Origin of the sequence: Streptomyces sp. NRRL S-1022 (genome assembly GCF_000720135.1) — a bacterium.
In the GTDB taxonomy this organism is placed as follows: Bacteria; Actinomycetota; Actinomycetes; order Streptomycetales; family Streptomycetaceae; genus Streptomyces.
The window spans coordinates 35,222-60,613 of record NZ_JOIU01000038.1 but is presented as its reverse complement, the minus strand read 5'-3'; the positions used below and the strand labels follow the sequence as shown (position 1 = coordinate 60,613).

Annotated in this window: 18 protein-coding genes; 10 read left to right on the top strand and 8 right to left on the bottom strand. The window is 72.7% G+C overall.

The annotated features are described in order from the left end of the window. Nucleotides 1–202: 202 nt before the first annotated feature. Genes IG05_RS0137505 through IG05_RS0137495 form a run of 3 tightly spaced genes read left to right on the top strand, consistent with a single transcriptional unit; the run spans nt 203 to nt 6,809 of the window. Nucleotides 203–3,397 carry a type I polyketide synthase gene (locus IG05_RS0137505; RefSeq protein ID WP_051790663.1) on the top strand — a complete coding sequence of 1,065 codons (3,195 nt, stop codon included), beginning with the start codon at nt 203–205 and terminating at the stop codon, nt 3,395–3,397. Beyond that, the gene (locus IG05_RS50360) at nt 3,394–5,646 is read left to right on the top strand and encodes a cytochrome P450 (protein WP_158839101.1); all 2,253 of its coding nucleotides are present in this window, start codon (nt 3,394–3,396) and stop codon (nt 5,644–5,646) included. The genes IG05_RS0137505 and IG05_RS50360 overlap by 4 nt, the downstream gene beginning before the upstream one ends. Continuing rightward, nucleotides 5,646–6,809 (top strand): macrolide family glycosyltransferase, encoded by a 1,164-nt coding sequence (locus IG05_RS0137495; RefSeq protein ID WP_030348591.1) that lies wholly within the window; start codon nt 5,646–5,648, stop codon nt 6,807–6,809. The genes IG05_RS50360 and IG05_RS0137495 overlap by 1 nt, the downstream gene beginning before the upstream one ends. Before the next feature lie 74 nt (nt 6,810–6,883). Here IG05_RS0137495 and IG05_RS0137490 read toward each other — a convergent pair whose 3' ends face one another. Continuing rightward, nucleotides 6,884–7,567, bottom strand: coding sequence for an NADPH-dependent F420 reductase (locus tag IG05_RS0137490; RefSeq protein WP_037815468.1), 684 nt, complete (start codon nt 7,565–7,567; stop codon nt 6,884–6,886). A gap of 74 nt (nt 7,568–7,641) precedes the next feature. Here IG05_RS0137490 and IG05_RS0137485 point away from each other — a divergent pair, with 74 nt between their 5' ends. The 3 genes from IG05_RS0137485 (at nt 7,642) to lanL (ending at nt 11,375) form a co-directional block, all read left to right on the top strand. Then, entirely contained in the window at nt 7,642–8,025 is a 384-nt protein-coding gene (locus tag IG05_RS0137485) for a winged helix-turn-helix transcriptional regulator (protein ID WP_030348589.1), read from the top strand. Between the two features lie 609 nt (nt 8,026–8,634). Then, nucleotides 8,635–8,817 (top strand): SflA family class IV lanthipeptide, encoded by a 183-nt coding sequence (locus IG05_RS0137480; protein ID WP_030348588.1) that lies wholly within the window; start codon nt 8,635–8,637, stop codon nt 8,815–8,817. A gap of 2 nt (nt 8,818–8,819) precedes the next feature. Continuing rightward, nucleotides 8,820–11,375, top strand: coding sequence for a class IV lanthionine synthetase LanL (gene lanL, locus IG05_RS0137475; protein WP_030348587.1), 2,556 nt, complete (start codon nt 8,820–8,822; stop codon nt 11,373–11,375). 352 nt (nt 11,376–11,727) lie between these two features. Here lanL and IG05_RS0137470 read toward each other — a convergent pair whose 3' ends face one another. Further along, complete coding sequence (locus IG05_RS0137470) at nt 11,728–13,203, bottom strand: MFS transporter (RefSeq protein ID WP_030348586.1); 1,476 nt, start codon at nt 13,201–13,203, stop codon at nt 11,728–11,730. Between the two features lie 150 nt (nt 13,204–13,353). On the opposite strand from IG05_RS0137470, the gene IG05_RS0137465 reads away from it, so the two are divergent. Further along, entirely contained in the window at nt 13,354–13,920 is a 567-nt protein-coding gene (locus tag IG05_RS0137465) for a TetR/AcrR family transcriptional regulator (RefSeq protein WP_030348585.1), read from the top strand. A gap of 75 nt (nt 13,921–13,995) precedes the next feature. Here the strand turns inward: IG05_RS0137465 and IG05_RS0137460 are convergent, their stop codons facing one another. Beyond that, complete coding sequence (locus IG05_RS0137460) at nt 13,996–15,216, bottom strand: PP2C family protein-serine/threonine phosphatase (RefSeq protein ID WP_234336183.1); 1,221 nt, start codon at nt 15,214–15,216, stop codon at nt 13,996–13,998. A 149-nt stretch (nt 15,217–15,365) separates the two neighbouring features. Next, a complete protein-coding gene (locus IG05_RS48095; RefSeq protein WP_158839093.1) occupies nt 15,366–15,509 on the bottom strand; it encodes a hypothetical protein in 144 nt (47 codons plus the stop codon). 431 nt (nt 15,510–15,940) lie between these two features. Here IG05_RS48095 and IG05_RS0137450 point away from each other — a divergent pair, with 431 nt between their 5' ends. Further along, a complete protein-coding gene (locus IG05_RS0137450; RefSeq protein ID WP_030348583.1) occupies nt 15,941–16,876 on the top strand; it encodes a Rieske 2Fe-2S domain-containing protein in 936 nt (311 codons plus the stop codon). Between the two features lie 32 nt (nt 16,877–16,908). On the opposite strand, the gene IG05_RS0137445 is transcribed toward IG05_RS0137450, so the two are convergent. Both IG05_RS0137445 and IG05_RS0137440 read right to left on the bottom strand, forming a co-directional pair. Beyond that, on the bottom strand, nt 16,909–18,003 hold the full coding sequence (locus IG05_RS0137445) for a carboxylate-amine ligase (protein WP_030348582.1): 1,095 nt from the start codon (nt 18,001–18,003) through the stop codon (nt 16,909–16,911). 164 nt (nt 18,004–18,167) lie between these two features. After that, nucleotides 18,168–20,624 (bottom strand): SpoIIE family protein phosphatase, encoded by a 2,457-nt coding sequence (locus tag IG05_RS0137440; RefSeq protein WP_051790661.1) that lies wholly within the window; start codon nt 20,622–20,624, stop codon nt 18,168–18,170. A gap of 316 nt (nt 20,625–20,940) precedes the next feature. Between IG05_RS0137440 and IG05_RS0137435 the strand changes: the two genes are divergently transcribed. Further along, the gene (locus IG05_RS0137435) at nt 20,941–21,888 is read left to right on the top strand and encodes a CorA family divalent cation transporter (protein ID WP_030348580.1); all 948 of its coding nucleotides are present in this window, start codon (nt 20,941–20,943) and stop codon (nt 21,886–21,888) included. Between the two features lie 46 nt (nt 21,889–21,934). Here the strand turns inward: IG05_RS0137435 and IG05_RS0137430 are convergent, their stop codons facing one another. After that, entirely contained in the window at nt 21,935–23,164 is a 1,230-nt protein-coding gene (locus tag IG05_RS0137430) for a L,D-transpeptidase (RefSeq protein ID WP_030348579.1), read from the bottom strand. A gap of 271 nt (nt 23,165–23,435) precedes the next feature. Between IG05_RS0137430 and IG05_RS0137425 the strand changes: the two genes are divergently transcribed. Then, the gene (locus IG05_RS0137425; RefSeq protein WP_078894773.1) at nt 23,436–24,038 is read left to right on the top strand and encodes a phosphatase PAP2 family protein; all 603 of its coding nucleotides are present in this window, start codon (nt 23,436–23,438) and stop codon (nt 24,036–24,038) included. Nucleotides 24,039–24,063: 25 nt separating this feature from the next. Here the strand turns inward: IG05_RS0137425 and IG05_RS0137420 are convergent, their stop codons facing one another. After that, complete coding sequence (locus IG05_RS0137420) at nt 24,064–25,389, bottom strand: glutamate-1-semialdehyde 2,1-aminomutase (protein WP_030348577.1); 1,326 nt, start codon at nt 25,387–25,389, stop codon at nt 24,064–24,066. Nucleotides 25,390–25,392 lie beyond the last annotated feature (3 nt).

The window sequence follows — 25,392 nt, the reverse complement described above, 5'->3', positions numbered from 1 at the left end:
CGATGCTCTGGAGTGGCTGGCGGGGCAGGGTGTGACGGGGTTTGTGGAGGTGGGTCCGCATCCGTTGCTGGTGGGCAACGGGTTGATGCGGCGTGGTGGGGATACTCCGGAGCGGTTGTTCGCGGGGCTGGGCCGGTTGTGGGTGGACGGTGCCGCGCGCTGGACGCCCCCCATTACTACGAAGACCTGGGCGGGTGTGGGGGTGCCTTCGTATCCCTTCCAGCACCAGCACTACTGGCTCCAGCCCACCACCCCGGCGGAGGGCCTCGACACGCCCGACCACCCGCTGCTGCGGTCCCTGGTGCAGCTCCCCGACGGGCAGGGCGTGGTGCTGACCGGGAAGCTCTCCGCGTCCGTCCACCCGTGGCTGGCCGAGCACACCGTGCTCGGTTCGACGCTGCTGCCCGCGATGGCGTTCGTGGACATGGCCGTCCACGCCGGCGAACACACGGGCAGCCCCGTACTGTCCGAGCTGGTCCTGGAGGCGCCGCTCGTGCTGTCCGAGCGCGACGGTGTGCACGTGCAGGTCACCGTCGGCGCGCCCGACGACACCGGACGCCGGCCCGTCACCGTCCACTCCCGCACCTCCGCCGAGCCCGACGAGTGGACCCGCCACGCGACCGGCGTGCTCGGTCCGCCGGCGGACCGGGCGACACGGGCCGACCGGGCGGCCGTGCCCGGGGCGGACGACAGCGAGGCCGCGCCGATCGACACCGGCTCGTTCTACGACCGGCTCGCCGAAGCCGGCTACGACTACGGGCCGACCTTCCAGGGGCTCACCGGCATCCGGCGGCACGGCGAGGACCTGCACGCCGAGGTGAGCTTCCCGGCGGACCTCGCGCAGCTCACCGGTTACCGCGTCCACCCCGCGCTCCTGGACGCCGCCATACAGCCGCTGACCCTGCTCGCCGGCCTCGCGGCCGAGGACGGCGGCGCCGGCGGCAGCCCGGCTCGGCTGCCCTTCTCGTTCTCCGGTGTGTCGGTCACCGGGTCGGCCGCGGCGGTCCGCGTGGTGCTGCACCCGACCGGGCCGGACACCTGCGCGGTGCGGATCACCGACACCGCCGGGACGCCGGTCGTGAGCATCGACGAGATCGTCCTGCGGCCCGTCGAAGCGGCGGGTCACGGGGCCGGCCGCCGGCCGAACGCGCTGTTCGCCGTCGACTGGTCCCCGATGGCGGCACCGGACGGCCCGGACACCGAGACGGTCCTCCACGAGGTCGCCGGCGAGGGCGAACCGGTCGCGGCCGCCCACGCGGTGACCGGGGAACTGCTCGGCAGGGTACGGGAGTTCCTGGCCGCCGACACGCCGGCCCGGCTCGTGGTCCTCACCGGCGACGACCCGGCCTCGGCCGCCGCCCGCGGCTTCCTGCGCAGCGCGCACAGCGAGAACCCCGGACGGATCCTGACCGTCCGGCACGACGGCACGGCCGCCTCACGACGGGCGATCCCCGCCGCGGTGCGCGCCGCCGTGAGCGACGGCGAGCCCGAGATCCGGTTGCGCGACGGAAAAGCACTCGTGCCGAGGCTGGTGAGGGCCGCGCCGGCCGCGCCGGCCGGGCCCCTGGACGGCACCGTGCTGATCACCGGTGGCACCGGCACCCTCGGCGTCCTGGTCGCCCGGCACCTGGTCGCGCGGCACGGCGCCCTGCACGTGGTGCTCGCCGGCCGCCGCGGCGTCGAGCCGCCCGGACTCCGGCAGGAGCTGGGCGCCGCCCTCACCGTGGTCGCCTGCGACGCCGGTGACCGCGGGGCACTGAGGGATCTCGTCGCCTCGATCCCCGACCTGCGGGCCGTCGTGCACGCCGCCGGGGTCGTCGACGACGCCGTGGTGGAATCGATGACACCGGCGCAGATCGACACGGTGCTGCGTCCGAAGGCCGATGCCGCGTGGCACCTGCACGAGGCCACCGAGCACCTGGACCTGCGGGCGTTCGTACTGTTCTCCTCGGCGTCCGGGGTGTTCGGCGCCCCCGGGCAGGCCAACTACGCCGCCGCGAACGCGTTCCTCGACGGGCTCGCCGAGCACCGGCACGCGCGCGGTTTGCCGGTCACCTCCCTGGCCTGGGGCCAGTGGGCCGAGTCCAGCGGCATCACCGGGAACCTGACCGAGGCCGACCACCGCCGGCTGGCGAGGACCGGGATGCTGCCGCTGGCCACCGAGCAGGCCCTCGACCTGTTCGACACCGCCCTGGCCGGCGAACGCCCGGCGCTGGTGCCGGTCCGCCTCGACCTCGCGGCGATCGACACCCCGCCCGCGCTGCTGCGCGGACTCGCCCGGCCGCGGCGCGCGCCGGCCCCGGCAGCCGGCCCCGGCGACCTGCGGGCCAGGCTCGAAGCCCTGCCCGAGCCCGACCAGCGCGCCCTGCTGCTCGACCTGGTCGTCACGCACAGCGCCAACATCCTCGGGATGACCCCCGGCGGGATCGACGACCCGCGTCAGCCGTTCCGCGACCACGGCGTCGACTCGCTGACCGCCATCGAGCTGCGCAACCGGCTCAACGCGGCCACCGGGCTCCAGCTCCCGGCGACCCTCGTCTTCGACTTCCCGACGCCCGAACAGCTCGTCAACCACCTCTACGGGCAGCTGTGCTCGCCGGAGAACCGGGTCGCCGGGCCGCTGGAGCGCCTGCTGCGCAAGGCCGTCGACGTCGGCCGTGCGCAGGACGGCCTCGACCTGCTGGCCACGGCGTCCCGGCTGAGCCCGGCCACCGACGCGCCCAAGGCCGAGGTGGTCGCCCTCGCGGCCGGCTTCCTCCAGCCGTCGCTGGTCTGCCTGCCGTCCGCGCTGGCGTCCGGCGGCATCGAGGAGTACGGGCGGTTCGCCGCGGCGCTGGAGGCCGCCCGCGACGTCACAGCGGTCACCCTGCCGGGCTTCGCCGGCGACCCGCTGCCCGCGGACGCCGACGTCCTGGTCCAGGCACTCGCCGACGCCGCGTCGGCCGACGCCGCGCCGGTGCTGGTCGGCCGTTCGGTGGGCGCGTGGCTGGCGCTGGCGACCGCCAGGGAACTGGAACGGCGGGGGGCCCGGCCCAGCGCCGTGGTGCTGATCGACGGCTACCCCGACGACCTGCCGGGTGTGCTCACCGGCATGCTCGACGCCGGCCACCAGGTCCAGCCGGTCGACGACGACCGGCTGGTGGCCATGGGCCGTTACCTCGATCTGGCCGGCGCTCCGGAGCCCGTCACCGCGCCGGTGCTGCTGGTGGGCACCGGGAAGCGCTCGTCGCACCGGCTGTCCACCACCGCCCAGGAGGTGCTCACCGTCCCGGGCGACCACTTCACCGTACTGGAGGAGCACTCCGCGGCCACGGCGCTGGCCATCAGCACGTGGCTCCTCGACTTCAGCGGATACGGGGCCGGGTTGTCCGCACTCAGGGGAAAGGACGACGCATGATCTGGGACAACGTCTACATCGGCGGAACGGGGAGATATCTGCCGCCCCGCACGCCCGCGACGCAGGCGGTGCCGGACACCGAAACCATGCGGCGGCTGCTCGCGCTGTCGGACTTCGTGTCGTTCACCCGCTCCGACGACGTCACCGAGCACGCGATGGCCGTGCACGCGGCGATCGGAGCCCTGCGCGAGTCCGGCCTCAGCGGCGCCGACATCTCCATGGCCGCCTACGCCCAGATGGACCACCAGGACCACATGGCGTCCTCCTGCCACCTGCAGCGCGTCCTCGGCCTCGGCCACGCCCTCGTCTACGAGGTCGAGGCGACCAGCAACGGCGGCTCGGCCGCGCTGCAGTCCGCCGCCGCGCACCTGGTGGCCGACCCGGCCGCGACCGCGACCCTGGTCACGGCCACCGCCCGGTTCCTGCCGCCGCGGTGGGAACGCTGGCAGCCCTCCATCGGGATCTTCCTGGCCGACGGTGCGGTCGCGGCCGTGCTCAACCGCGAGGGCGGCCGGGCGCGGCTGGTCGCGACCGCCAACAGCTCCGCGACCCAGATGGAGGTCCTCGCCACCCCGACCATCCCGGACCCCGAGGGCCACCGCAACCGTACGCCGATCGAGGTCACCGGCCTGGCCCCGTATCTGACGCTGATGAGCGGGGCACTGGTCACCGCGGTCGAGCAGGCCGCCAAGGAGGCCGGCGTCAGCGTCGCCGACATCACCCGGTTCGTCGTCACCGGTCTGGGCCTGGCCCAACTGGAGGTCGTCGTGCTGGAGCCGCTCGGCATCGACCTGGGCCGCACCACCTGGCCGATGCTGCGCGAGCTCGGCCACGTCGGGCCGTGCGACCAACTGCTCGGCATGGACCACCTGCTGCACGACGAGACCCTCAAGCCCGGCGACACCATCATGTCGATCGGCCTCGGCATGGGCTCGCGGTTCACCGCGTCCCTGCTGGAGGTCACCGAGCCGCCCAAGCCCCGTACGACCACCACCTTCACCGAGCCGGTGCGCGCACAGGCCCCGCCCACCGACGCGTATGTCATCGACCCCTCGGGCGGCGACATCTTCGGCGAGGCCGCTGCCTTGCGCGAGCGCGGCCCGGCCACGCCCGTCGAACTGCCCGGTGGCGTGTCGGCCTGGGCCGTCACCGGGCACGACCTGGCGAAGAAGCTGCTGCTCGACCCGAGGGTCTCCAAGGACGCGAACAGGCACTGGCCCATGTGGCGCGACGGCGACGTCCCACCGGACTGGCCGCTGATCATGTGGGTCGCGATGCAGAACATGTTCACCGCCTACGGGGCCGACCACACCAGGCTGCGCAGCCTGGTGGCCAAGGCGTTCACCCCGCGCCGTATCGAAGTGATGCGGCCGCGCGTCGAGGAGATCACGGCCGGTCTGATCGCCGACCTGGCCGCGGTGCCGCCGGGACAGACGGTCGACCTGCGCGCACGGTTCGCGTTCCCGCTGCCGATCCAGGTCATCACCGGACTGTTCGGGGTGACCGCACAGACGGGCGCGGACCTGCGGCGGCTGGTGGACGCGGTGTTCAGCCTCGACGCGGACCCGGCGGGCGTGCACGCCGCCTCCGGCGAGCTGTACATGCTGCTCAAGGACCTCGTGGCCGCCAAACGGCGCGACCCCGGCGACGACATGACCAGCGACCTGATCACCGCGCGGGAGGCGGACGGCTCACGACTGTCCGAGCGGGAACTGCTGGACACCCTGCTCCTGACCATATCCGCCGGCTTCGAGACGACGGTCAACCTGCTCGACCACGCCGTCCACGCGCTGGCCACGCACCCGTCTCAGCTCGCCCTGGTCCGGTCCGGGACCAGCACGTGGGAGGACGTGGTGGACGAGACCCTGCGCTGGCAGGCGCCGGTGCCGAACCTGCCGCTGCGGTACGCCGTGGAGGACATCTCCGTGGACGGCGTGCGGATCCGCAAGGGCGAGGCGATCCTGCTGTCCTACGGCGCGGCCGGCCGCGACCCGGCGCAGCACGGGGCCGACGCCGAGGACTTCTCCGTCACCCGGCCGTCGCGGGCCGACCACCTCACCTTCGGACACGGCGTGCACTACTGCCTCGGCAGCCCCCTGGCGAAGCTGGAGGCGACGACGGCGCTGTCCGCGCTGTTCTCCCGGTTCCCCCGGCTGCGGCTGGCCGTCCCGTCGTCCGAACTCAAGCCGCTGGGTTCCTTCTTCACCAATGGACACAAGACCCTGCCGGTCGTCCTGGAGGAGAGCTGATGGCCCATTTCGCCTTCGTGAGCGCGCCCGCGTCCGGTCATGTGAACCCGACCCTGCCGCTGGTCGAAGAGCTGGTCCGGCGCGGTCACCGGGTCAGCTACGCCACGGGACCGGCCACCATGGACGGCCCCGTCGACGCCGGGGCGTCGCCGGTGACCCTGCCCTCGCAGCTGCCACCCGACATGGCGGCGCGGGGCGAGTTCACGGCGGAACAGCTCGCCGTGACGATGGAGTACTACCTCGACGACGCGCGTGCCTCCTTCCCCGTCCTGGCCGAGCACTTCTCGGCCGACCCGCCGGACGCGGTGTGCTACGACTCGGTGACCTTCACCGGGAGGATGCTGGCGAACCTGCTCAAGGTGCGGGAGATCTCCCTGGTGCCGACCTTCGCGGAGAACGAGTCCTTCTCGGCGGCGCAGGTGTACTTACCGGCCGGCTTCGACCACACCGACCCCCGGCTGGTGGCGGCGATCCAGGACATGGGGAAGTTCGCGCAGGGCCACACCTTCCTGGAGGACCCGAACCTGATGTTCGGCCACGTGGCCCCGACGAGCCTGGTGTTCATCCCCCGCGAGTTCCAGATGTCGGGGGAGACCTTCGACGAGCGCTTCCACTTCGTCGGGCCGTCGCTGAGCAGCCGGCAGACCACTGAGGAGTGGAGCCCCCGGTCGCAGGCCCCGGTGCTGCTGATATCGCTGGGAACCGTCTTCAACGACCGGCCCGAGTTCTACCGGACCTGCGTCGAGGCGTTCGGGGACAGCGACTGGCAGGTCGTCATGGCGGTGGGTGGGCTGGACCAGGAGTCGCTGGGCCCCATCCCGGCGAATGTCGAGGTGCACGCACATGTGCCGCAGGTGGCGGTGCTGCGGCACACCGAGGTGTTCCTGAGCCACGCCGGGATGAACTCGGCGATGGAGTCCCTCTACCACGGGGTGCCCTTCGTGGCGGTGCCGCAGATCCCGGAACAGCGGGCGATCGCCCGGCGGGCGGAGGAGCTGCGGGTCGGCAGGACGCTCGCCGAGCCGACCGTGCAGGGCCTGCGCGACGCCGTCCAGGACGTCCGGTCCTGCCGCCCCGGGGCGGCGGCCCTGAGCCGGATCGTGCGCGGGGCGGGCGGCGCGTCGAAGGGCGCGGACGTCCTGGAGAAGCTGCTGACGCGGTAGCGGCCGGACTCCACCGGGCAGCCCGCAGCCGCACCCCGCCCGGTGGAGCCCTTACCGCGTGAGAGCGCACGCTCCTAGCGAAAAGCCTTCTCGGCGTCTTCTGGTTCCTCGTGTGCCGGTCCGGCGGCATAGGCCAGCGGGGGTGCGATTGCTTGGGCGTCGGCCTCCTCGCCGACCCACAGCCCGATGAAGAGCGCGGCGGTCGCTTCCAGGAGTCCCGCTCGTTCGAGACCACCGCCGGCCACGGGCTCGCAGCCGGCCTGCCGCACCAACTGGTGTACGAGCGCGAGGGCCGTCTCGTCGTCTCCGCAGACCGGAACGGCCAGTGACCGCCCGTCGAAGACGGGCGGTGTCATGCGCCACACGTCCTCATGGCAGAGATTGAACGCCTTGACCACATGAGTTCCCGGTGCCGCCGCAGCCAGTTGCTGTGCGGCCGAGGGGCCGCCCTGTGTCAGCAGCAGGAAGCCCGGACCGACCGGATTGGAACAGTCGATCAGCACCTTGCCGTCCAGGGCCGTCCGCAGTTCCCGCGCCACGCTCGCCCCCGCGCCGAAGGGCAGCGCGGCCAGCACCACCTGACCGAACTCGGCCGCCGCACGCAGACTGCCCGGCTTCGCGCTGCCCCCGAGGCGCGTGGCGAGCCGCTCCGCCTTGTGCACGTCCCGTCCTCCGACGACCACGTCGTGCCCGGCCCGTACCCAGTGGGTGGCGAGCGCATCCGCCATGTTGCCCGTGCCCAGTACACCGATTCTCATCACGCTTTCCCTCCCAGGACCTGCTCGGACCGTTCGCAGCGACACTAGAGGGCCTGTCGGGCACCATTTGGTACGTGACGACCGACGCCTTCCTCGCCGACTGCCGTGCCCGCCTCGCCTTCGACCTCCTGTCCAACACTTGGAACGCCGTTGTGCTCTGGGCACTGCGCGACGGCCCCGGACGCCCGGTCGAACTGCGCCGTCAGATCGGGGGGATCAGTTCCAAGGTCCTCACCGAGACGCTGCGGCGCTTGCAGTCCAACGGCCTGGTGGAGCGGCAGGCACACCCCGGAGCACCACCGCGCGTCGAGTACCGACTCACCGCCCTGGGGCGGACTTTGCTGGCACCCATCGACGCTGTCGGAGCGTGGGCCTTCGAGCATGGCGACGAGCTCATGGCCGCCCAGGAAGCCGAATGCACCACTACCCTCCAGTCCTCCTCAGAGGGCGGTTCGTGAGTCCTTGAGATGCCAGTGGGCCTGTCTCCCGTACGACCTGCCGCAGTCTGCGCCGCCGCGTGAGCCGGGACCCCGCTCTGCTCGCAGGGAGTAGCACGAGCCGTGGGTCGCGGCCCCGGCGTCACGTTGCCCTGAGTGTCACTTCAGGTAGGGGCCGGTGCCGGTTCCGGATGCTGCTCGTCCTGGACGGTTCGGGCGCCTGCCCGCCGGCCGAAGCCCTCCTCGCGCAGCAGGTCCCCGACCGTGTCCACGCCGGCCCTGCGCCCCTGCCGAGTGACCCGGCCGCGGGTTCCAGGTCGACTCCACCGTCCAATGCGGCGGCGACAAGACGCAGGTCAGGGGTGCGTGTGGTGGGGCAACATAGTTCGGGGCTTGCCTATGCGTGCGGCCACTATGCCGGTCCGCGGAAGGGGCGTTGAGGAGCACGAAGACGGTCGGAACGAGTGCTGTCCGTGACGCGAAGTCGGGGAACACCAGTGCCATCTGACCTCTTGTCAGCACGTTCGGCTCCTCCCTACCTTTGTGCGGCGAGTCCTCGGCCCAGCGGGTCCACCGGCCCGGGCCGGCCGTTCCTGTTCCTCAGTGCCGGACAGACAATGGAGGCGTCACATGCCCGTAGCCGTGCCGGATCTTCTGAAGACCGACGGTTTCCGCGACGCGGGTCCGCTGGAGATCGACGACGAGACCATCCCGTTCGAGGACGACGACCGCGAGGACCGCGAGCACACGGCGTGTCTCTCCGATCCGTGGGTGACCGCCACCACCCGCTTCGCCTGCGACCTGAACTCGTAGCGGTGGCCGTTTCCATCGTCGGCCGCAGTGGCTGGTCGGACGACACGTGGTCGTACCTGAACGATCCACGCATGCCGGCGATGGAACACGGCTGGAAACTGCACGTGTCGGCGCGTTCCGCCGAGCTGGACACCGTGACCCGGCTCGTCCTGCCGGTGCTGTCCCGGCACGTCTGCCACGCGAAGTTCGCCCGCGACCCCGGCACGCTGCGCCGCCTCAACTCCGGTGCGGTGAGCGCGGGGGCCGTCGGCAAGGCGATCACCGTCTACCCGCTCGCCGGTACCGTGGTCGAGATCGCCCGGGAACTCGTCGCCGTACTGCGTGACCGGGAGGGCCCGCGGGTCGTCAGCGACCGGCGCGTCGACCCGAGGGCCCCGGTCTACTACCGCTACGGCCCCTTCACGGGCGACTACCGGACCGGCCGCAGCGGGCGGCTCGAATCCGTCATGACCGGGCCGGACGGCAGGCTCTTCGACGGCCTTGCCGTCGGCCGCTACCGTTGCCCGCCCTGGGCCGAGGACCCGTTCACAGCCGGCCGCGGACATGCGGACGGACCCTCCGCGGCCGGCTTCGGCGGCGGACGCTACGCGATCACCGCCGGCATCACGCGCTCACCCCGCGGCAACGTCTACCGCGCGGTCGACCGCACCACCGGGCGACCGGTGGTCGTCAAGCAGGCCAGGGCCTTCGTCGGCGAGGACGAGTCCGGTACGGACGTCCGCCACCGGCTGCGCAACGAGCGGACCGTCCTCACCGTGCTCGACGGCGTACCGGGGGTGCCCCGCGCACTCGACTACTTCGCCCACGAGTCGGACGAGTACCTGGTGACGAGCAGCTGCGGCGACCGCGACCTGCGCAGGGAGGTCCTGCGCGACGGCCCCTACCGGGACGACGGCACCCGGCCGGCGCGCGCCCTGTCCGTCCTCGCCTGCCGGCTGCTGCGGATCCTGGACGCGGTCCACGGCCGGAACGTGGTCGTCCGCGACCTCAAGCCCGACAACGTGGTGCTCGACGACTCCGGCCCCGGCCACTGCCACCTGATCGACTTCGGGATCAGCGAGCGGGACGGCGCCGGCCCGGGCGGGGCGACCCCGGGATACAGCGAGCCGGTCCTGCCCGCGACGGGACCGGCCACCCCCGCCGACGACCACTACGCCCTCGGCGCGACCCTCTTCTTCGCCGCCACCGGCCTGGACCCGGTGATCGTCGACACCGACCACCGGGTCAACCGGGACCGGACCCTGGCCTGCCTGGCATGGGCCCTGCCCGGGCGCGCCCACCGGGAGATCCGGTCGTCGATCACCGGCCTCCTGAGTTTCGACCCGGCCGACAGGGCCGCGGCCGCTGACCGCCTGCGCACCGGCACCGCCGGCCCCGCACACCGGCCCGCCCGCCCCCGGATCGGCAGCGACCTGCTGGACGAGATCATCGAGCACACGACCGCGTACTGCGTGGGGGAAGCGGACGCGATCGTGGACCCGGTACGGGCCGCACGGCTCAACGTCCCCACCCCGATCGACGTCTACGGCGGCAGTTCGGGACTCGGTCTGGAACTCCTCCACCACGCGCACCGGCCCCACGTACGGTCCACCGTCACCGCCTTGGCGCGGTGGACGGCCGAACAGTCCAGGAACCTGCCAGCCGGTTTCTACACGGGGCGCACCGGTGTCGAACTCTTCCTCGCCGAGGCGGGGCCGGACGCGGGAAGAGTGCCGGGGACGGACGCCGGCGCCGCGTCCGCGTACCCCGTCCTGCCGGACCGCGCGCCGGACGGCGGAGCGCCGGAGGCGGACCTGATCGCGGGCGCCGCCGGCATCGGCCTGGGCCGGCTGCTCCTCGCCCGGCACGCCCTCCGGTCCGGTGACCGGCACACGGCGGACCGGCACCTTGCCGTCGCCGCCGACTGCGACCGGATGCTGGCGTCCGGCACCGCCCGGCTGACCCCGGCCGGTCCGGACACGGCGGGCAGCGCCGCCCTGCGCGAGGGCGCCGCGCACGGCGAGGCGGGCGTCGTCCTGTTCCTGCTCGAACACGGCGGCGTGACCGGCGACCCGGACGTGATCAGCCGCTCCGCGAAGGCGGCCGCGCATCTGGCCGCCGTCACCCCGGACATCATCGCGGCGGCCGCCGAGCCGGGGGCCACACGCCGCTACGGCTCCTGGTGCCGGGGCCTGGCCGGGATCGGGACCGTACTGGCCCGCGCCGCCGTGCGCCTCGACGAACCCGGGTACCTCGGCCTCGCCCAGCGGGCCGCACGCGCGTGCGCCGCACTGGCGCCGCGGATGCCGCTGGTCACGCAGTGCTGCGGCCTGGCCGGAGTGGGCGACCTGATGGTGGACGTCGCGGAGGCCACCGGGTCGCAGGAGTTCCAGGACGCGGCTGAGACCGTCGCCCTGCTCATCCTGAGCCGCAGCGGCGGCACCTGGTCCCGGCCCGTGTTCCCGGACACCGGGCTCGCCCGGCCCAGCGCCACCTGGGCGGGCGGCTCCGCGGGCGTCCTGGCCTTCTTCAGACGGCTGCGCCATGGGGGCGGACCGCGGCTCGGCCTCGTCACCTGACCGGCAACGGTCAGAGCACGGCGAGGCCGGTCACCGGCCAAGCGGTCGGCGTAGGTTCGCCCCCGGCGGGACTGCTCGCCGTCGCCGAACGTGTCCTTCAGCGTGTGAGTGAGCAGTTCGCCGACGAGCGTGCCTCGGCTGCACCGGCGTCGGGCAGGCGGGCGGCCGTGCGGTTGATGCTGATCCCGCCGCACGGCGGGGATGCGGTGGAGGGCCGGGGTCCCCCGCGTGGTCGCGGGGTGGCGCACACGCGCCTGGTGGGGCGTCACCGGGCCGGGGCCGGATCACCCTGGCCCGGTGGTGGGGATTCGGGGTTCTCGGCGCACAGCCGTTTCTCCCGGCGAGGCGGTTGTCAGGGCCGACGGCCTTTTGCGGGTGCCTCGTTCGAGGTGGTCACCGCGTCCGCGTCGGTGGAACGTCGCGGCGTCGCGGCGCGTTCTGCGGGCTTCGACCTCGCCAGCCACAGGGCGGTGAACACGGCGGCGGCCGACGTGACGGTGCCGGCAGCGAGGAAGGCGCTGTCGAGGCCCGTCTCGAAGGAGGCGCCGCCGGACTGCCGGGTACGGACGACGGCTCCGAGCACCGCGACGCCGAGCACCGCGCCGATCTGCCGGGTGGTGCTGCTGACGCCTGATGCGAGGCCGCCTTCCTGCGGGCTGACCGCTTGGATGGCGGCGCCTGTCAGCGGCGACATGGCCAGGGCGAAGCCGATGCCGGCGAGTCCCAGCCGCCACCACACGGTCCCGTAGCCGGTGTCGGCGTGCACCATGCCGAGCGCCAGCAGCCCCAGGCCGGCCAGGGCCAGGCCGGTGGTGACCACGATCCGGAAGCCGTACCGGGCGGCGAGCCGGCCCGCGTACGGGCTGACGAGCACCATGGCGAGGGACAGCGGCAGGGTCTGCAGCCCGGCGCGCAGGACCGAGCTGCCCTGGACGTACACGAAGAACTGGGAGAAGAAGAACGACGAGCCCATGAGCGCGAACCCCACCACGACCATCGCGGTGTTGGACACGGTGAACAGGCGCTGCCGGAACAGCCGCAGCGGCAGCATCGGAGCGGAACGACGGGCCTCGACGGTGACGAAGGCGGCGAGGAGGATCACCGCGGCGGCGAAGCTGCCCAGGATGACCGGTGAGGTCCAGCCTCGGGCACCCCCCTCGATCAGCCCGTAGGTCAGTGCACCCACCGCCAGGACGGACAGCACCGTGCCCGGGACGTCGATCGCGAGGGCGCTCGGGTTGCGGGACTCGCCGAGGCGGCGCAGGCCGAGCAGCAGCAGGACCACGCCGATGGGCAGATTGACCAGGAAGATGGCGGGCCAGCCGAAGGCTTGGGTCAGCACGCCGCCGGCCACGGGGCCTGCGGCCAGACCGATGCCGCTGAGTCCGGCCCACAGCCCGATCGCCTTGATCCGTTCTTGCGGCACGGGATGGGCGGCGGCGAGCAGGGCGAGCGAGGCGGGGCTGAGCGCCGCGGCCCCGATCCCCTGCAGCACCCGGCCGGTGACCAGCCAGCCGAGCGAGGGCGCGAGGCTGCACAGCAGCGACGCGGCGGTGAACACCGCCACGCCGGTCAGGTACACCCGCTTGCGGCCGAACCGGTCGGCGAAGACACCGCCGGACAGCAGCAGCATCGCGACGAGCAGGACGTACGCGTCGACGATCCACTGCAGTCCGGTCAGCTGGGTGTGCAGCCGGTGCTGCATGTCGGGCAGTGCCGCTCCGACGATCGTGTTGTCGAGCAGGACCATGAACTGGCCCAGGCAGGTCACCGTGAGCAGCACGGTCCGGTTCGGTCGACTGCCTGCGGTCGCATGCGGTGCGGCCATGTGATCCCCCTCGATCGTCGCGTGCGCCCGGTCGCGGCCGGCGTGGGTGGCGTTCCACCCGGGCGCCCTAAAGCAGTCGGCGACTGCGTTAGGTGACTGTAGAGACGGTTGCCTAGCAAACGCAAGTCTTGACTGCGTTAAGGTGGGGGCATGAACGAGGGACAGCGAGCCCGGCGGCCCGGCGGGCGCAGTGCCCGCGTCGGCGCGCAGGTGCACCAGGCCGTCACCGAGCTGATCGGTGAGCGCGGCTACGGCAACTTCACCGTCGGCGAGGTCGCGGCCCGCGCAGGCGTGGCCGACAGCAGCATCTACCGCCGGTGGGGCAACCTGGAAACCCTGCTCACCGACGTGGCGCTCACCCGCCTCAACGCGCGCTCGCCGATGCCCGACACCGGCAGTCTCGCCGGCGACCTGCGCACTTACGCGGCCCAAGTGGCCCGCGAGATCACCGGACCCGACGGTCCTGCGGTGCTGCACCTGGCCTTCGCCCTGTCGAGCAGCGGTCAGCAGGGCCTGCGGGCCGGTGCCCAACTCCGCGCAGAACGCACCCGGCAACTGCAGTCCATGCTCGATCGCGCCCGCGACCGTGGCGAGCCCGCACCCGACGCGTTCGACGTGCTGGACCACATCCTGGCCCCGATGTACATCCGCGTCCTGTTCGGCATGGTCCCGCTCACCCCGGACTACATCGACGGACTGGTCGACCGATTGCTGTGACCTCGACCCGGTCTCCGTGACGGGACGCGCGCACCCCGGCCCCGGGACGCGGGGCCGGGGTGCGCGCGTCCCGCGTCACGGATCCTGCGGGCGCCATTCGAAGAGCAGGATGGTCGCGTCGTCCCGTAGCTGGTTGCGCTGGTAGTCGAGGATGGCGTGGATGAGCAGCCGCAGCACCTCGGCCGGTCGCTCGCCGGCGGCGTCGGAGCGGATGATGAAGTCGGTGAACCGGCCGAGCCCGAACTCCGCACCGTTCTCGTCGCGCGCCTCCACGACACCGTCGGTGTACAGCAGGACGCAGTCACCCGGTTCCAGCTTCGTCTCGTTGATCTGCCGGGCCGTCGGGAAGAGCGGGCCGGCCAGGCCGATCGGCGGTTGCGGGGGGCTGTCCAGCGCGCCGGTGAGCACCCGCTCGTCACGGATCAACAACGGTGCGGGGTGACCGCAGTTGACCCAGCGCAGTACCCCGGTCTCCGCGTCGAGCCGGCACAGCACACCGGTGCAGAAGTGGTCGGGCAGCCACTCGGCCAACGCCCGGTCGACGGAGCCGACGACCTCGGTCAGGTCACCGCCGCGGCGGCGGGTGTTGCGCGCCGCCGCCATGGCGACCGAGGTGGTCAGGCCGGCGGTCAGATCGTGCCCCATGCCGTCGAGGATCATCGTGTGCAGCACGTGCTTGACCACCGAGTGGTCGAAGGCGTCGCCGGCGATGTCGTACGCCGGTTCCAGGACCGCGGTCGATACGCACCTGCTGCTGCCGATGGTGCGCGGGGGCAGGAAGGCCCGCAGCATCTCGGCGGGCAGCTGCATGACTGCGCTGCGCGTGCGGGCGGCGAGCCAGTCGCTGTAGGCGCGCTTGGAGGTGATCAGCATGGCGAACAGATCGGCCAGCATCCGGCTGCGGCGCATCAGCCGCCCGTCGAGCGAGGCGGTGCGCACCGCCAGCACGCCCAGCCGCTCCGCACCGTCGACGAGGGGCATCCAGACGATCAGGCCGTCATCGGCGTCGACCACCCTCGGGGCGACCGTGCGGTACGCCCAGCCTGCCGACGAGTGGTCCACGGCCAGCGATTCCACGGCCTCGTCGAGGGGAACGAGCAGCCGCTGTTGCAGGTCGGCGAGGTAGATCAGCGCGGTGCCCAGGCCCAGCGCCGAGGCGCACTGCCCGGCCAGTGCGGGCAGTTCCACCGGCAGGGCCGTCTGTGCCCGGGAGATGAGCTGTTCGAGCCGGTTCTCGTCGACGGCGGGGTCGGGATGGGGGCCGCGGTCGGTGTGGGCGTGTGGCGGATCCGGCACGGGGATCACCTCTTCCTCGCCCAGTCTCACACCGATCCCGTGCTTCCTCACGTGCGCGCCGGCCGCGCGGCACGGCCGCCCGGGCGGCGCCGTGGACGCTTCCGCGCCTCGCGGCTTCCCACCCTGTCGAACCCTCCCGACCCGGCCGGTCAGCGTCTCCAGAGGAACGCGGCGGCGCCGGTCACCGCGCTGGACACGAGTGCCAGGAACCGCACCGGGAGGCGGTCGGAGGTGGCGTGGAAGCCGCCGATGCGAAGCTCGAAATAGGGCTTGGAACGCGTGGTCTGTGGCATCTGTGTACCTCCCCGCCTGAGGGGCTGGTGATGCAGAAGCCCTGCATGATCCCATTTTGCGCTTCCAAGAGCCCTTTGCACGCACGACACAGCCCCGCGGCGCAGGAGAGTGTCCGCCACCGGACTGCACGGTGTTCCACGCCCAAAGCCCGGTCGGCGACGGCGCCTTGCCCGCCGGACCGGTCGGACGGCCGCCGAGCCCCGCGCCACCCGCCGCCCGGCGGTCCCGACCGCGCCGGCGGGCACCGCGGCGAGGGCGCTCCGGCGCGGCGCGGTACGGTGCCGCCCGCGCCGGCCGTCCCGGACCAGGACCCGACCATTCCGCCGCACCGCATCCCGGCGCGCCCGCGCAGCGGCTTCCGCGCTGTTTGCCGTCCGTGCGGGGGGAAACCCGGCCGACCATGAGTACTACGCCACGCCGTCGTTCGCGGATGCGGCAGAGCCGCCTCCTGCGCATGCTGGACCGCCTGGAGCGGGAGCCCATGGCCGACACGGTGATCGACGCGGTCCGCAAGAAGGTGCAGGCCCTGCCGCTCGGCAACGGGCGGGACCTCCTGCACGGCAGGTGGCTGGGGCACCCGGTGCACCCGCTGATGGTGCAGGTGCCGATCGGCAGCTGGCTGTCGGCGGCCGTACTGGACCTGTACCCCGGCCGCTCCCGCGAGGCGGGTCTGCTGGTCGGCGTCGGCCTCACCTCCGCCGCGCCCGCGGCCCTGGCGGGCTGGGTCGACTGGGCGGAGCTGCACCGCCAGCAGCAGCGTGTCGGACTCGCGCACGCCCTCGCCAACTCGGCGGCCGTCGGCCTGTACGCCGCCTCGCTCACCAGCCGCGTCCGGGGACGGCACGCGGCGGGCCGGGCCTACGGCTTCCTGGGGCTGACGGCGGTCGCGGTCGGCGGCATGCTGGGCGGCCACCTGGCCTACCGCCAGGCGTCCGGCGCGAACCACGCCGAAGAGGTCCCGCACGTCGTCACCCAGGGCTGGCACCGGATCGGAGCCGTGGCCGAGTTCCCGGTCGACCGGCCGGTGCGGCGCAGCGTGGACGACGTCCCGGTCCTGGTCGTCCGGGAATCCGGAGGGGCGGTCCACGCCCTGGCCGAGCGGTGCAGCCACCTCGCCGGGCCGCTCTCCGAGGGCACGGTCAGCGACGGCTGCGTCCAGTGCCCCTGGCACGGCAGTGTCTTCCGGCTCTCGGACGGCTGGAACGTCCGCGGCCCGGCCACCGCACCCCAGCCGTCCTTCGAGACCCGGATCGCCGACGGCCACGTCGAGATCCGCCTGCGTCGCCAGGGCCGGGACGGCCAGGCGCCGGACGAGGGGCAGGCGCAGCGGCGGAGCACGGGGACGGAGACCCGGCACGGCAGCTGACGGCGGGCGGCCCGGACGACCGACGGTGTTGGTCAGGGCATGGTGCTCTGGGCGAGGATCAGGTCGGTGACCGCGGGCAGGCCGCCCTGGGCGAGGGCGTCACGTTGCCGGTCCGCGCCGGTGCCGCTCTGGAGGAGCCGGTGGACCAGGGCCGTCACCTGCCGGCTGTCACCGGACGCGTCGAGGGCGGGGGCGACGTGGCGCAGCAGCTCGTACAGCATCTCGCCGGCCCGGCGCTGCCGGCCGCCGGGGTCGACCAGAGTGCCGCTCAGCCCGTGCCGGGCGGCGTGCCACATGCTCCCCTGCAGCAGTTCCTGGTCACAGTCCAGCTCGGGAGCGCCGGCGGCGGACTCCGCCAGCGCGGTCTGCACCAGAGCCCGGACGAGGCCCGTGAGCATCACCGCGTCGTCCGCGCCCAGCTGCACGTCCAGGCACCGCACCTCGATGGTGGGGTACCGCGCCGAGAGCCGCGCCTGCCAGTACAACTGCCCGGTGTCCGAGATCAGACCGCAGTCCAGCAGCCGCTGCACGCGCCGGTCGTGGTCGGCGATGTCGGCGAAGTGCGGGGGCATGCCGCTGACCGGCCACCGGCTGAAGATCACGGTGCGCCAGCTGGCGAAGCCGGTGTCGTGGCCGTCCCACAGCGGAGAGTTCGCGGACAGGGCGGTCAGGGCCGGCAGCCACACCCTGATCCGGTTCAGGATCTGCAGGGCGGTCTCCCGGCTGGGGACCCCGACGTGCACGTGCATGCCGTTGACCAGCTGCTCCGCCACGAGCTGGGGCGCCTGGGTGAGCATGGCCCGGTACCGGGCCTGGTCGGTGACGGCCACGGGGCGGCCGTGGCGCAGCGGGGGTGTCGCGCAGGCCGCGATCCGGCAGCCGTGCGTCTCGGCGGCCGCCCCGACGGCATGCCGTAGCCGGAGCAGGTGTCCGCCGACCTCCTCCAGCGTGCCGCACACCGGCGTGGCCACCTCGACCTGCGCCTGCAGCAGCTCGCACTGCACCTCATGGTCGGCCACGAGGTGCCCCAGGCCCGCGGTGGCAAGCACCTTGTCCCCGAGGGGCACCGGCAGTCCCGTGACCGGGTCGAGCAGCAGGTACTCCTCTTCCACACCGATCGTCGTCATCGATCGCCTTCTGTTCCGCCCGGCTGCGCCGCCGGACTGGCTCCCGATGCGCCTGCCCGGTGCATCGCACGGCGAGGACCTCTCCGAGGGGTCGCCCGTGGCGCCCGAGTGCCGCGCCTGATGCGCGGTAAACCATCACATGGGGTAAACCACCCCGTATCGGCTCACGGGCCCGGCAGGGGCAGCTCCGCCCAGATGATCTTGCCGTCGTGGGTGTAGCGGGTCCCCCAGCGCAGGGCGATCTGGGCCACCAGGAACAGACCGCGGCCCCCTTCCTCGCCGGCCGTGGCCCGACGCAGGTGGGGGGAGGTACTGCTGTGGTCGGACACCGCGCAGACGAGCCGGGTCTCGGTGCGGATGAGGCGGAGCTCGACGGGGCCGCACGCGTGCCGGATGGCGTTCGTGACCAGTTCGCTGACGATCAGTTCCGCGGAGAAGGCCAGTTCGTCCAGCTGCCACTGGGCGAGGCGCTCGTCGGTCAGCACGCGGGCCCTTCGCACGGACGTCGCCTGGAAGGCCAGGTCCCACGTGGCGACGTTCTCGGGGGCCAGCGGGCGGGGCCGGGCGACGAGGAAGGCGACGTCGTCGCGGGGGCGGTCGGGCAGCAGGACGCGCTCCACGGTGTCGCAGATGTCCTCCAGGGGACGGTCGGGGTGAGCGAGGGCGAAGCTGAGCCGCTCCAGCCCGGTGTCCGTGTCGCCGTCGGAAGCCGTCAGCAGGCCGTCGGTGTAGAGGGCCAGGACCGAGCCCGGCGGAATGTCCACTTCAGCCGACTCGAACGGCAGCCAGCCCATGCCCAGGGGCGGGCCGGCCGGAATGCCGAGGAACTCCACCGGCTGCTCCAGGTGGGCCAGAGCCGGGGGCGGCTGGCCCGCGCGGGCGAAGGTGGCACGGCGGGTGACGGGGTCGTAGACGCCGTACAGGCAGGTGGCGCCGACCACGCCCTCGACTCCCGACGGATGCGCTTCCTCCGCCTCGTCGGCCAGGCGGCTGACCAGGTCGTCGAGGTGGGAGAGCAGTTCCTCCGGCGCCGGGTCGAGGTCGGCCAGGGTGTGCACCGCGGTACGCAGGCGTCCCATGGTGGCCGCGGCACGGATGCCGTGGCCGACGACGTCGCCGACGACCAGGCCCACGCGGCCGCAGGCAAGGGGCAGCACATCGAACCAGTCGCCGCCCACGCCCGCCTCGGTGTCCGCGGGCAGGTACCGGTAGGCCGCCTCCACCGCCGAATGCGCGGGCAGCCTGGACGGCAGCAGGCTTCGCTGCAGGGTGAGTGCGGACCTGTGCTCGCGGTGGAACCGGCGTGCGTTGTCGATGCAGATGGCGGCACGTCCCGCCAGTTCCTCCACGAGCAGCAGGTCTTCGGGGACGAAGGCGAGCGGATCACGCCAGCGCATGAGGGTGGCCACGCCCATGGTGACTCCCCGGGCCCGGAGCGGAACCACCATGTGGGAATGGATGCCCAGCTTGTGCATGCGCGCACTGCGTACGGGGTCGTCGAGCAGCCAGGGGCCGGCCGACTTGAGCGCGGCGTTCAGTACCGGCGCCCCGGTCGCCAGGCACTGCCACTGCGGTGAGCCTTCGGGGTAGTCGGCCCGTTCCCCCGGTACGACGACGGCTTCGGGCAGGTCCTCCCGGACCGAGCGGTGCACGACCCGGCGCAGGTCGCCGGATCTGCCGGGGCCCCCGGTGTCGGGTTCCCTGCCGGCCAGTACGGCGCCCATCAGGTCCACGGCGATGAAGTCGGCGACCCGTGGCACCAGGACCTCGGCCAGTTCCCACACCGTGTGTTCGAGGTCCAGCGTGCTGCCGATCACGGAACCGGCCTCGTTCAGCAGGTCCAGCCGCCGCTGGGCCCGGTACAGGTCGGTGACGTCCACGGATTCCTCGCAGACCCCCAGCGGCCGTCCCTCCTCGTCCTGCAGCCGGTAGTAGGAGAGCGACCACACGTGTTCCCGGCCGGGATCCGACGGGGGGCAGCCCCGGTAGTGCAGGTCCACGACGGTCCGCCCCGTGTCGAGCACTTTGCGCATCACCTGGGTGACGGAGGGCGGGTGCAGTGCGGAGAGCACCTGGCTACCCGGGTACAGCTCGTCCTCGCGGCGTCCCAGATACTGCGCGAAGGGCCCGGGCAGCTCCTGCCGGGCCGCGTGGTTGGCCCATGCGACGCGCAGATCGGTGTCGTAGATCGTCAGGCCGACGGGAGACTGCGTCGCCATGCCGTGCAGCATCGCCTGCTGCAGCTGCCACTCCGCGAGTAGCTCGGCATCCGTCAGCAGCAGCAGGGTCGCCGGGCCCGCGACCGTGTCGGGAAGGCCGCGGCACTCGGCGGCCACCCGCACCAGACGCCCGGAACGGTGACGCAGGGTGACCTCACGGACGCGAGGGGAGGGATTGTGCGGGCTGAGCCAACCTTCGTCCTCATCCGAGGCGGCCCGCGCCGACACGGCGTCGACCGGACGGCCGAGCATCTCCTGCGCCCGGTAGCCGAGCAGCCGATCGGCCTCCGGACTCCAGCCGGTCACCACTCCGCGGTGATCCAGTATGACGGTGGCGGCCCGGGTGACCCTCAACGGGTCGACAAGGCCATCGGCCCTGGGCCCGTTCGATGGTGTCTTCATCTCACGTCCGTTCTCGCGAGCCCCGGTGCCTGGCACACGCCCTCCCCTTCCTCAAGAATCAACCCGCAGCGAGTGCGGCACAACCGCCCCGGCACGGGGCGGCCGTGCCGGAGCGGTGGTGCCGGGAACCGGGCCTGCTGCGGTGAGCCGGGCGGGACGAAGCCGATGAGGCGCTGCCGGGCCCTGTCATCCGTTCGGCGGGCCTTTGCCGGTGCGCGCGAGTGGCCAGGGATGCGTGAACGCCGCCGCGCGCCGATGCTCGGAGCCAGGGGTTCCGGGACGGATGGCGAGGGCGATGATCGTAACGGTGGTGTTGATGCCGGAGGCGACCGTCATCCGCACGGACGTCGCGGGGGCCCGGGAGCGGATGGCCGTGGAGCCCTTCCTGCTCGTCGACGTCGAGCTGCCCCGGGACGCGCCGGAGCGGAACCCACCGCTCGCCGAGCAACTGGGTCTCGACGCGGAGGAACTGGACTGGTTCGGCAGGTTCGGCGAGCCCGTGCGGGCCGACTTCCTGGGGGAGCGGGCCGGCTTCGTGGTGCCGGTGGTGCACGGCGAGGAGATCGACCACGTCCACGCGGTGGTGACCGAACGGATCCTGGTCACCGCGCACCGCGGCCAGGCGGGCCTCGCGCGGAGCGTCACCGCGGCGCTGCGGCACGACCGGCCGGCCGACGCGGTGACCATGTTCTTCCTCCTGCTCCAGGAGGCCCTGGACACCTTCCGGCAGGCCGCCGTGCACAGCCTGCTGCGGACCGAGGAGCTTGAGGACGAGATGTTCGAGGACCGCCACCCGCAGCAGATCTATCTGCTGGCGCAGCTGCGAAGGCGCTCCGCGCAGCTGCACCACGCCCTGCTGCCCTACCTCCAGGCGACCGACGCCGTCCTCACCCGCCGGATGATGAACCCTTCCTTCCCCGAGGAGCGGCAACGCTACGCCCGGGAGTTCCAGACCGCCGGACGGATGGTGCTCGCCGACATCGAGTCCTTCCAGGACGCCACCCGCCGGGCCTTCGCCAGCTACTCCTCGCTCGTCGCGGGCGAGCAGAACGGCGTGCTCAACCGGCTGGCGATCGTGTCGGTGATCTTCCTGCCGCTGTCGTTCCTCACCGGGTTCTTCGGCATGAACTTCACGTTCCTGACGAACAGGCTGGAGACCAGGGACGAATTCTGGCTGCTCGCGATCGGGCTGCAGGCCGTCGTCCTGCTGGGCTCCCTGTACCTGCTGCACCGCACCCGCATCTGGCGCCGGCTGCTGGACTGACCCCAGGAGCCGCCGGACGCGTCGGGGCAGGTGCGTCGGCGTGGCGTCAGCCGGCCGGGCTGCCCGCGACCCACTCGCTCCACGGCATGTTCCAGTCGCTGAGGCCGTTGTCCGGGGCCGGCGTGGTCGTGTCGTCGGAGTTCTTCACGGTCACGACGTCGCCGATCATCGAGTGGTCGAAGAACCACGCGGCGGGCTTCCTGGCGTCGCCGCCGCCGCGGACGTCCTTCAGGCCCACGCAGCCGTGGCTGGTGTTGGCCTTGCCGAAGACGGAGTCGGCACCCCAGTAGTTGCCGTGGATGAAGGTGCCCGAGTCGGTCAGGCGCATGGCGTGCGGTACGGCCTTGATGTCGTAGGAGGGCTTGCCGTCCTTCTCCGTGAGGCCGACGCTCGCACCGTTCATGTGGATCTGCCGGAACTTCTCGGAGATCACCATCCGCCCGTTGTACGTCGGGTGCTCGCTGCTGCCCGACGAGATCGGGATGTTCTTGATCGTCTTGCCGTCCCGGACGACGGTCATCCGCTTCGTCTTCGCGTCGACGGTGCTGATCTGGCTGCGGCCGATCTTGAAGGTGACCGTCTTGTGGACGCCCTGCTGTCGGCTGAGCGTGACGGTGACCGTGGAGCCGGACTTCCAGTAGGTCTCGGGACGGAAGTCCAGGCGGTGGTCGCCGAACCAGTGACCGACGACCCGCTGGCCGCTGCTGGAGCTGACCTGGATCTCCGACTCCACGGCGGCCTTGTAGGTGACCGCCTTGTCGAAGGTGACCGTCACCGGCATGCCCACGCCGACGGTCGAGCCGTTCGCGGGGGAGACGTGCCCGATGAAGTCGTTGGCCGGGGAGACCGTGGTGATCGTGGCGTTCCCGGAGGCGGAACGGCCCTTGGCGTCGTCGGCCTCGGCGGCGATCTGGTACTTGGTGGCAGGCTTCAGCCGGCCGTCCGGCTTCCAGGAGGTGCCGTCCGCGGACAGCGTGCCCGGGACCTCGGTGCCGGTCGCGACGGCGGTCATGGTCACCTGGGTGAGCTTGCCGTCGCCGACGGTGACACCGACCGGGGCGTCGGTCCCGACGCCGTAGGCGCCCTGCCCGGGCGTGATCGTTATCCGGGCGTCGGAGGCTTCCTGCGCCGCCGAGCTGTTCCCGGCCTTGTCGCCGTGGCCGTTGCCGTTGTCGGCGGCGTTGCTCGTACCGCCGAGGGCCGTGACCGAGAGGACGCCGCCGAGTACGCCGGCCGCAGCGACCAGTCCGGTGCGTCGTTTACTCCGCGTGGTCAAGTGCTTCTCCCATGTCGTCGCTGGTCGTGTGCATTCCCGCGCCGATCGCCACAGGAGTGCGACCAGCCATAAAACCACTTATAGACATACCTCTGTCCAGAAATGGGCACATTGTGGGGAACCCCACGCAAGGTCGGGTACAGGTGATTCGCCGCCTGCCGGTTGGCTAAGGTGGCGGGCGGATCACTGATGCCGGCCGGACGCGACGGGGGGCTCCCTGGTGGGGAGGAGCGGGCGGGGACTCGGAACGGTCGCGGCGCTCGCCGCGCTGATGGTCGTCGTGCTCGGAGTCCGGTACGCCGGCGACGGCATGCCCGGCAGGGTGGACGCGCGGATCGCGGCGGCGGTGGACGGTGCCGGTCCGCCGTGGCGGCACCTCGCCCTGGCCCTGGACTTCCTGGGCGAGCCCGCCGGATCGACGTTGCTCGTCGTGGCCGTCGTGACGGTCTGCCTGCTGCTACGGCGTCCTCGCGCGGCGGTGCTCGTCGTGGCCGGCGTCGGCGCCACCGTGGGGACGGCGACGCTGCTCAAACACGTGGTGGGACGCACCATCCACGGCGCCGGCAACCTGTCCTATCCGAGCGGGCACACCGCCTTCCTCACCGCGCTCGCGGTCATGGCGGCGCTCCTCGCCACGCACCGGCTCGGCCTCGGCGGGGCGGCCGGCACACTCCTGGTGCTCGCCGCGGCGCTGGTGGCCGGCGCCGCCATGGGCTGGGCGCAGGTCGCCCTGGGCGCGCACTACCCGACCGACGCGCTCGGCGGCTGGTGCACCGCGCTGGCGGTGACACCGGTGACCGCGTGGCTGGTGGACCGGACGGCCGGCCGGCTGACGGCCCGGACGGCCGACGCCCGTCGCCCGGAGCGCCGCTGACACCCCGTCACCTCACGTCTCCCCGTCACGCCAGCCGGCGGAACACCGGCTTCACCGGCCGTCCGGACAGCCACGGGGTGGGGTCGGCGGCGTCCAGTGCCTTCCGGTACACCGCGCACGCCTGGGCCACCACGTCGACGGTGTGCTCGATGTCGGCGTCGGTCAGCGCGCTGCTCACCACGAACGACGGGGCCAGCACCCCGCCCATGAGGAGCCGGCGCAGGAACAGGGTGCGGTACTGCTGCGACGGCTGCCGGTTCTCGTCGAGGGTGGCGAAGACGAGGTTGCTGGCCCGGCCCCGGACGACGAGGTGCTCGCCGACGCCCATGGCGGTCGCGGCCTGGCGGACACCGTCGGCCAGCCGCTCGCCGAGGGCGTGCAGCCGCGCGGTGACGCCCTCCTCGGTGTAGGCGGCGAACACGGCCATCGCGGCTGCCAGGGAGTGCGTCTCCGCCCCGTGGGTGGTGGACAGCAGGAAGACCCGGTCGCCGGAGTGCCGCAGCCCGCCCAGCTCCATCAGCTCGCGGCGCCCGGCCAGCGCGGACACGGCGAAGCCGTTGCCCAGCGCCTTGCCGAACGTGGAGAGGTCGGGGACGACGCCGTACAGGCCCTGGGCGCCCGCCTCCGACCAGCGGAAACCGGTGATCATCTCGTCGAAGACCAGGACGCAGCCGTGCCGGTCGGCCAGCTCGCGCAGCCCGGCGAGGTACCCGGGCGGCGGCTCGGTGTGGGTGGCGGGTTCCAGGATCAGGCAGGCGACCTCGTCCTGGTAGCGGCTGAGCAGCTCCTCCGTGGCGGCCAGGTCGCCGTAGGGGAAGGTCACGGTCAGCTCACTGGCCGACTCGGGGATCCCGGCGGACATCGGCGTGGTGCCGATGAACCAGTCGTCGACGGAGAAGAACGGGTGGTCGGCGCAGAGGGCCACCCGCGGGCGCCCGGTGGCGGCGCGGGCGAGGCGCACCGCGGCGGTGGTGGCGTCGGAGCCGTTCTTGGCGAACTTCACCATCTCGGCGGTCGGCACCGTGGCCAGGAAGCGTTCCGCGGCCTCCAGCTCCACGACGGACGGCCGGACGAAGTTGCTGCCGCGGTCGAGTTCGCGCCGCACCGCCTCGGTCACGCGGGGGTGGGCGTGGCCGAGGCTGACGGAGCGCAGGCCGGAGCCGTACTCGACGTAGCGGTTGCCGTCGACGTCCCACACGTGGGAACCGCGGCCGTGGCTGATGACCGGGGCCAGGTTCTCGGGGTACTGGTCGTCCCCCTTGGCGTAGGTGTGCGCGCCGCCGGGGACCAGGCTGTGCAGTCGTTCGTTCGCTGCCCGCGACCGGGGCAGGTGGAACTCTCCAGTGTCCAAGCC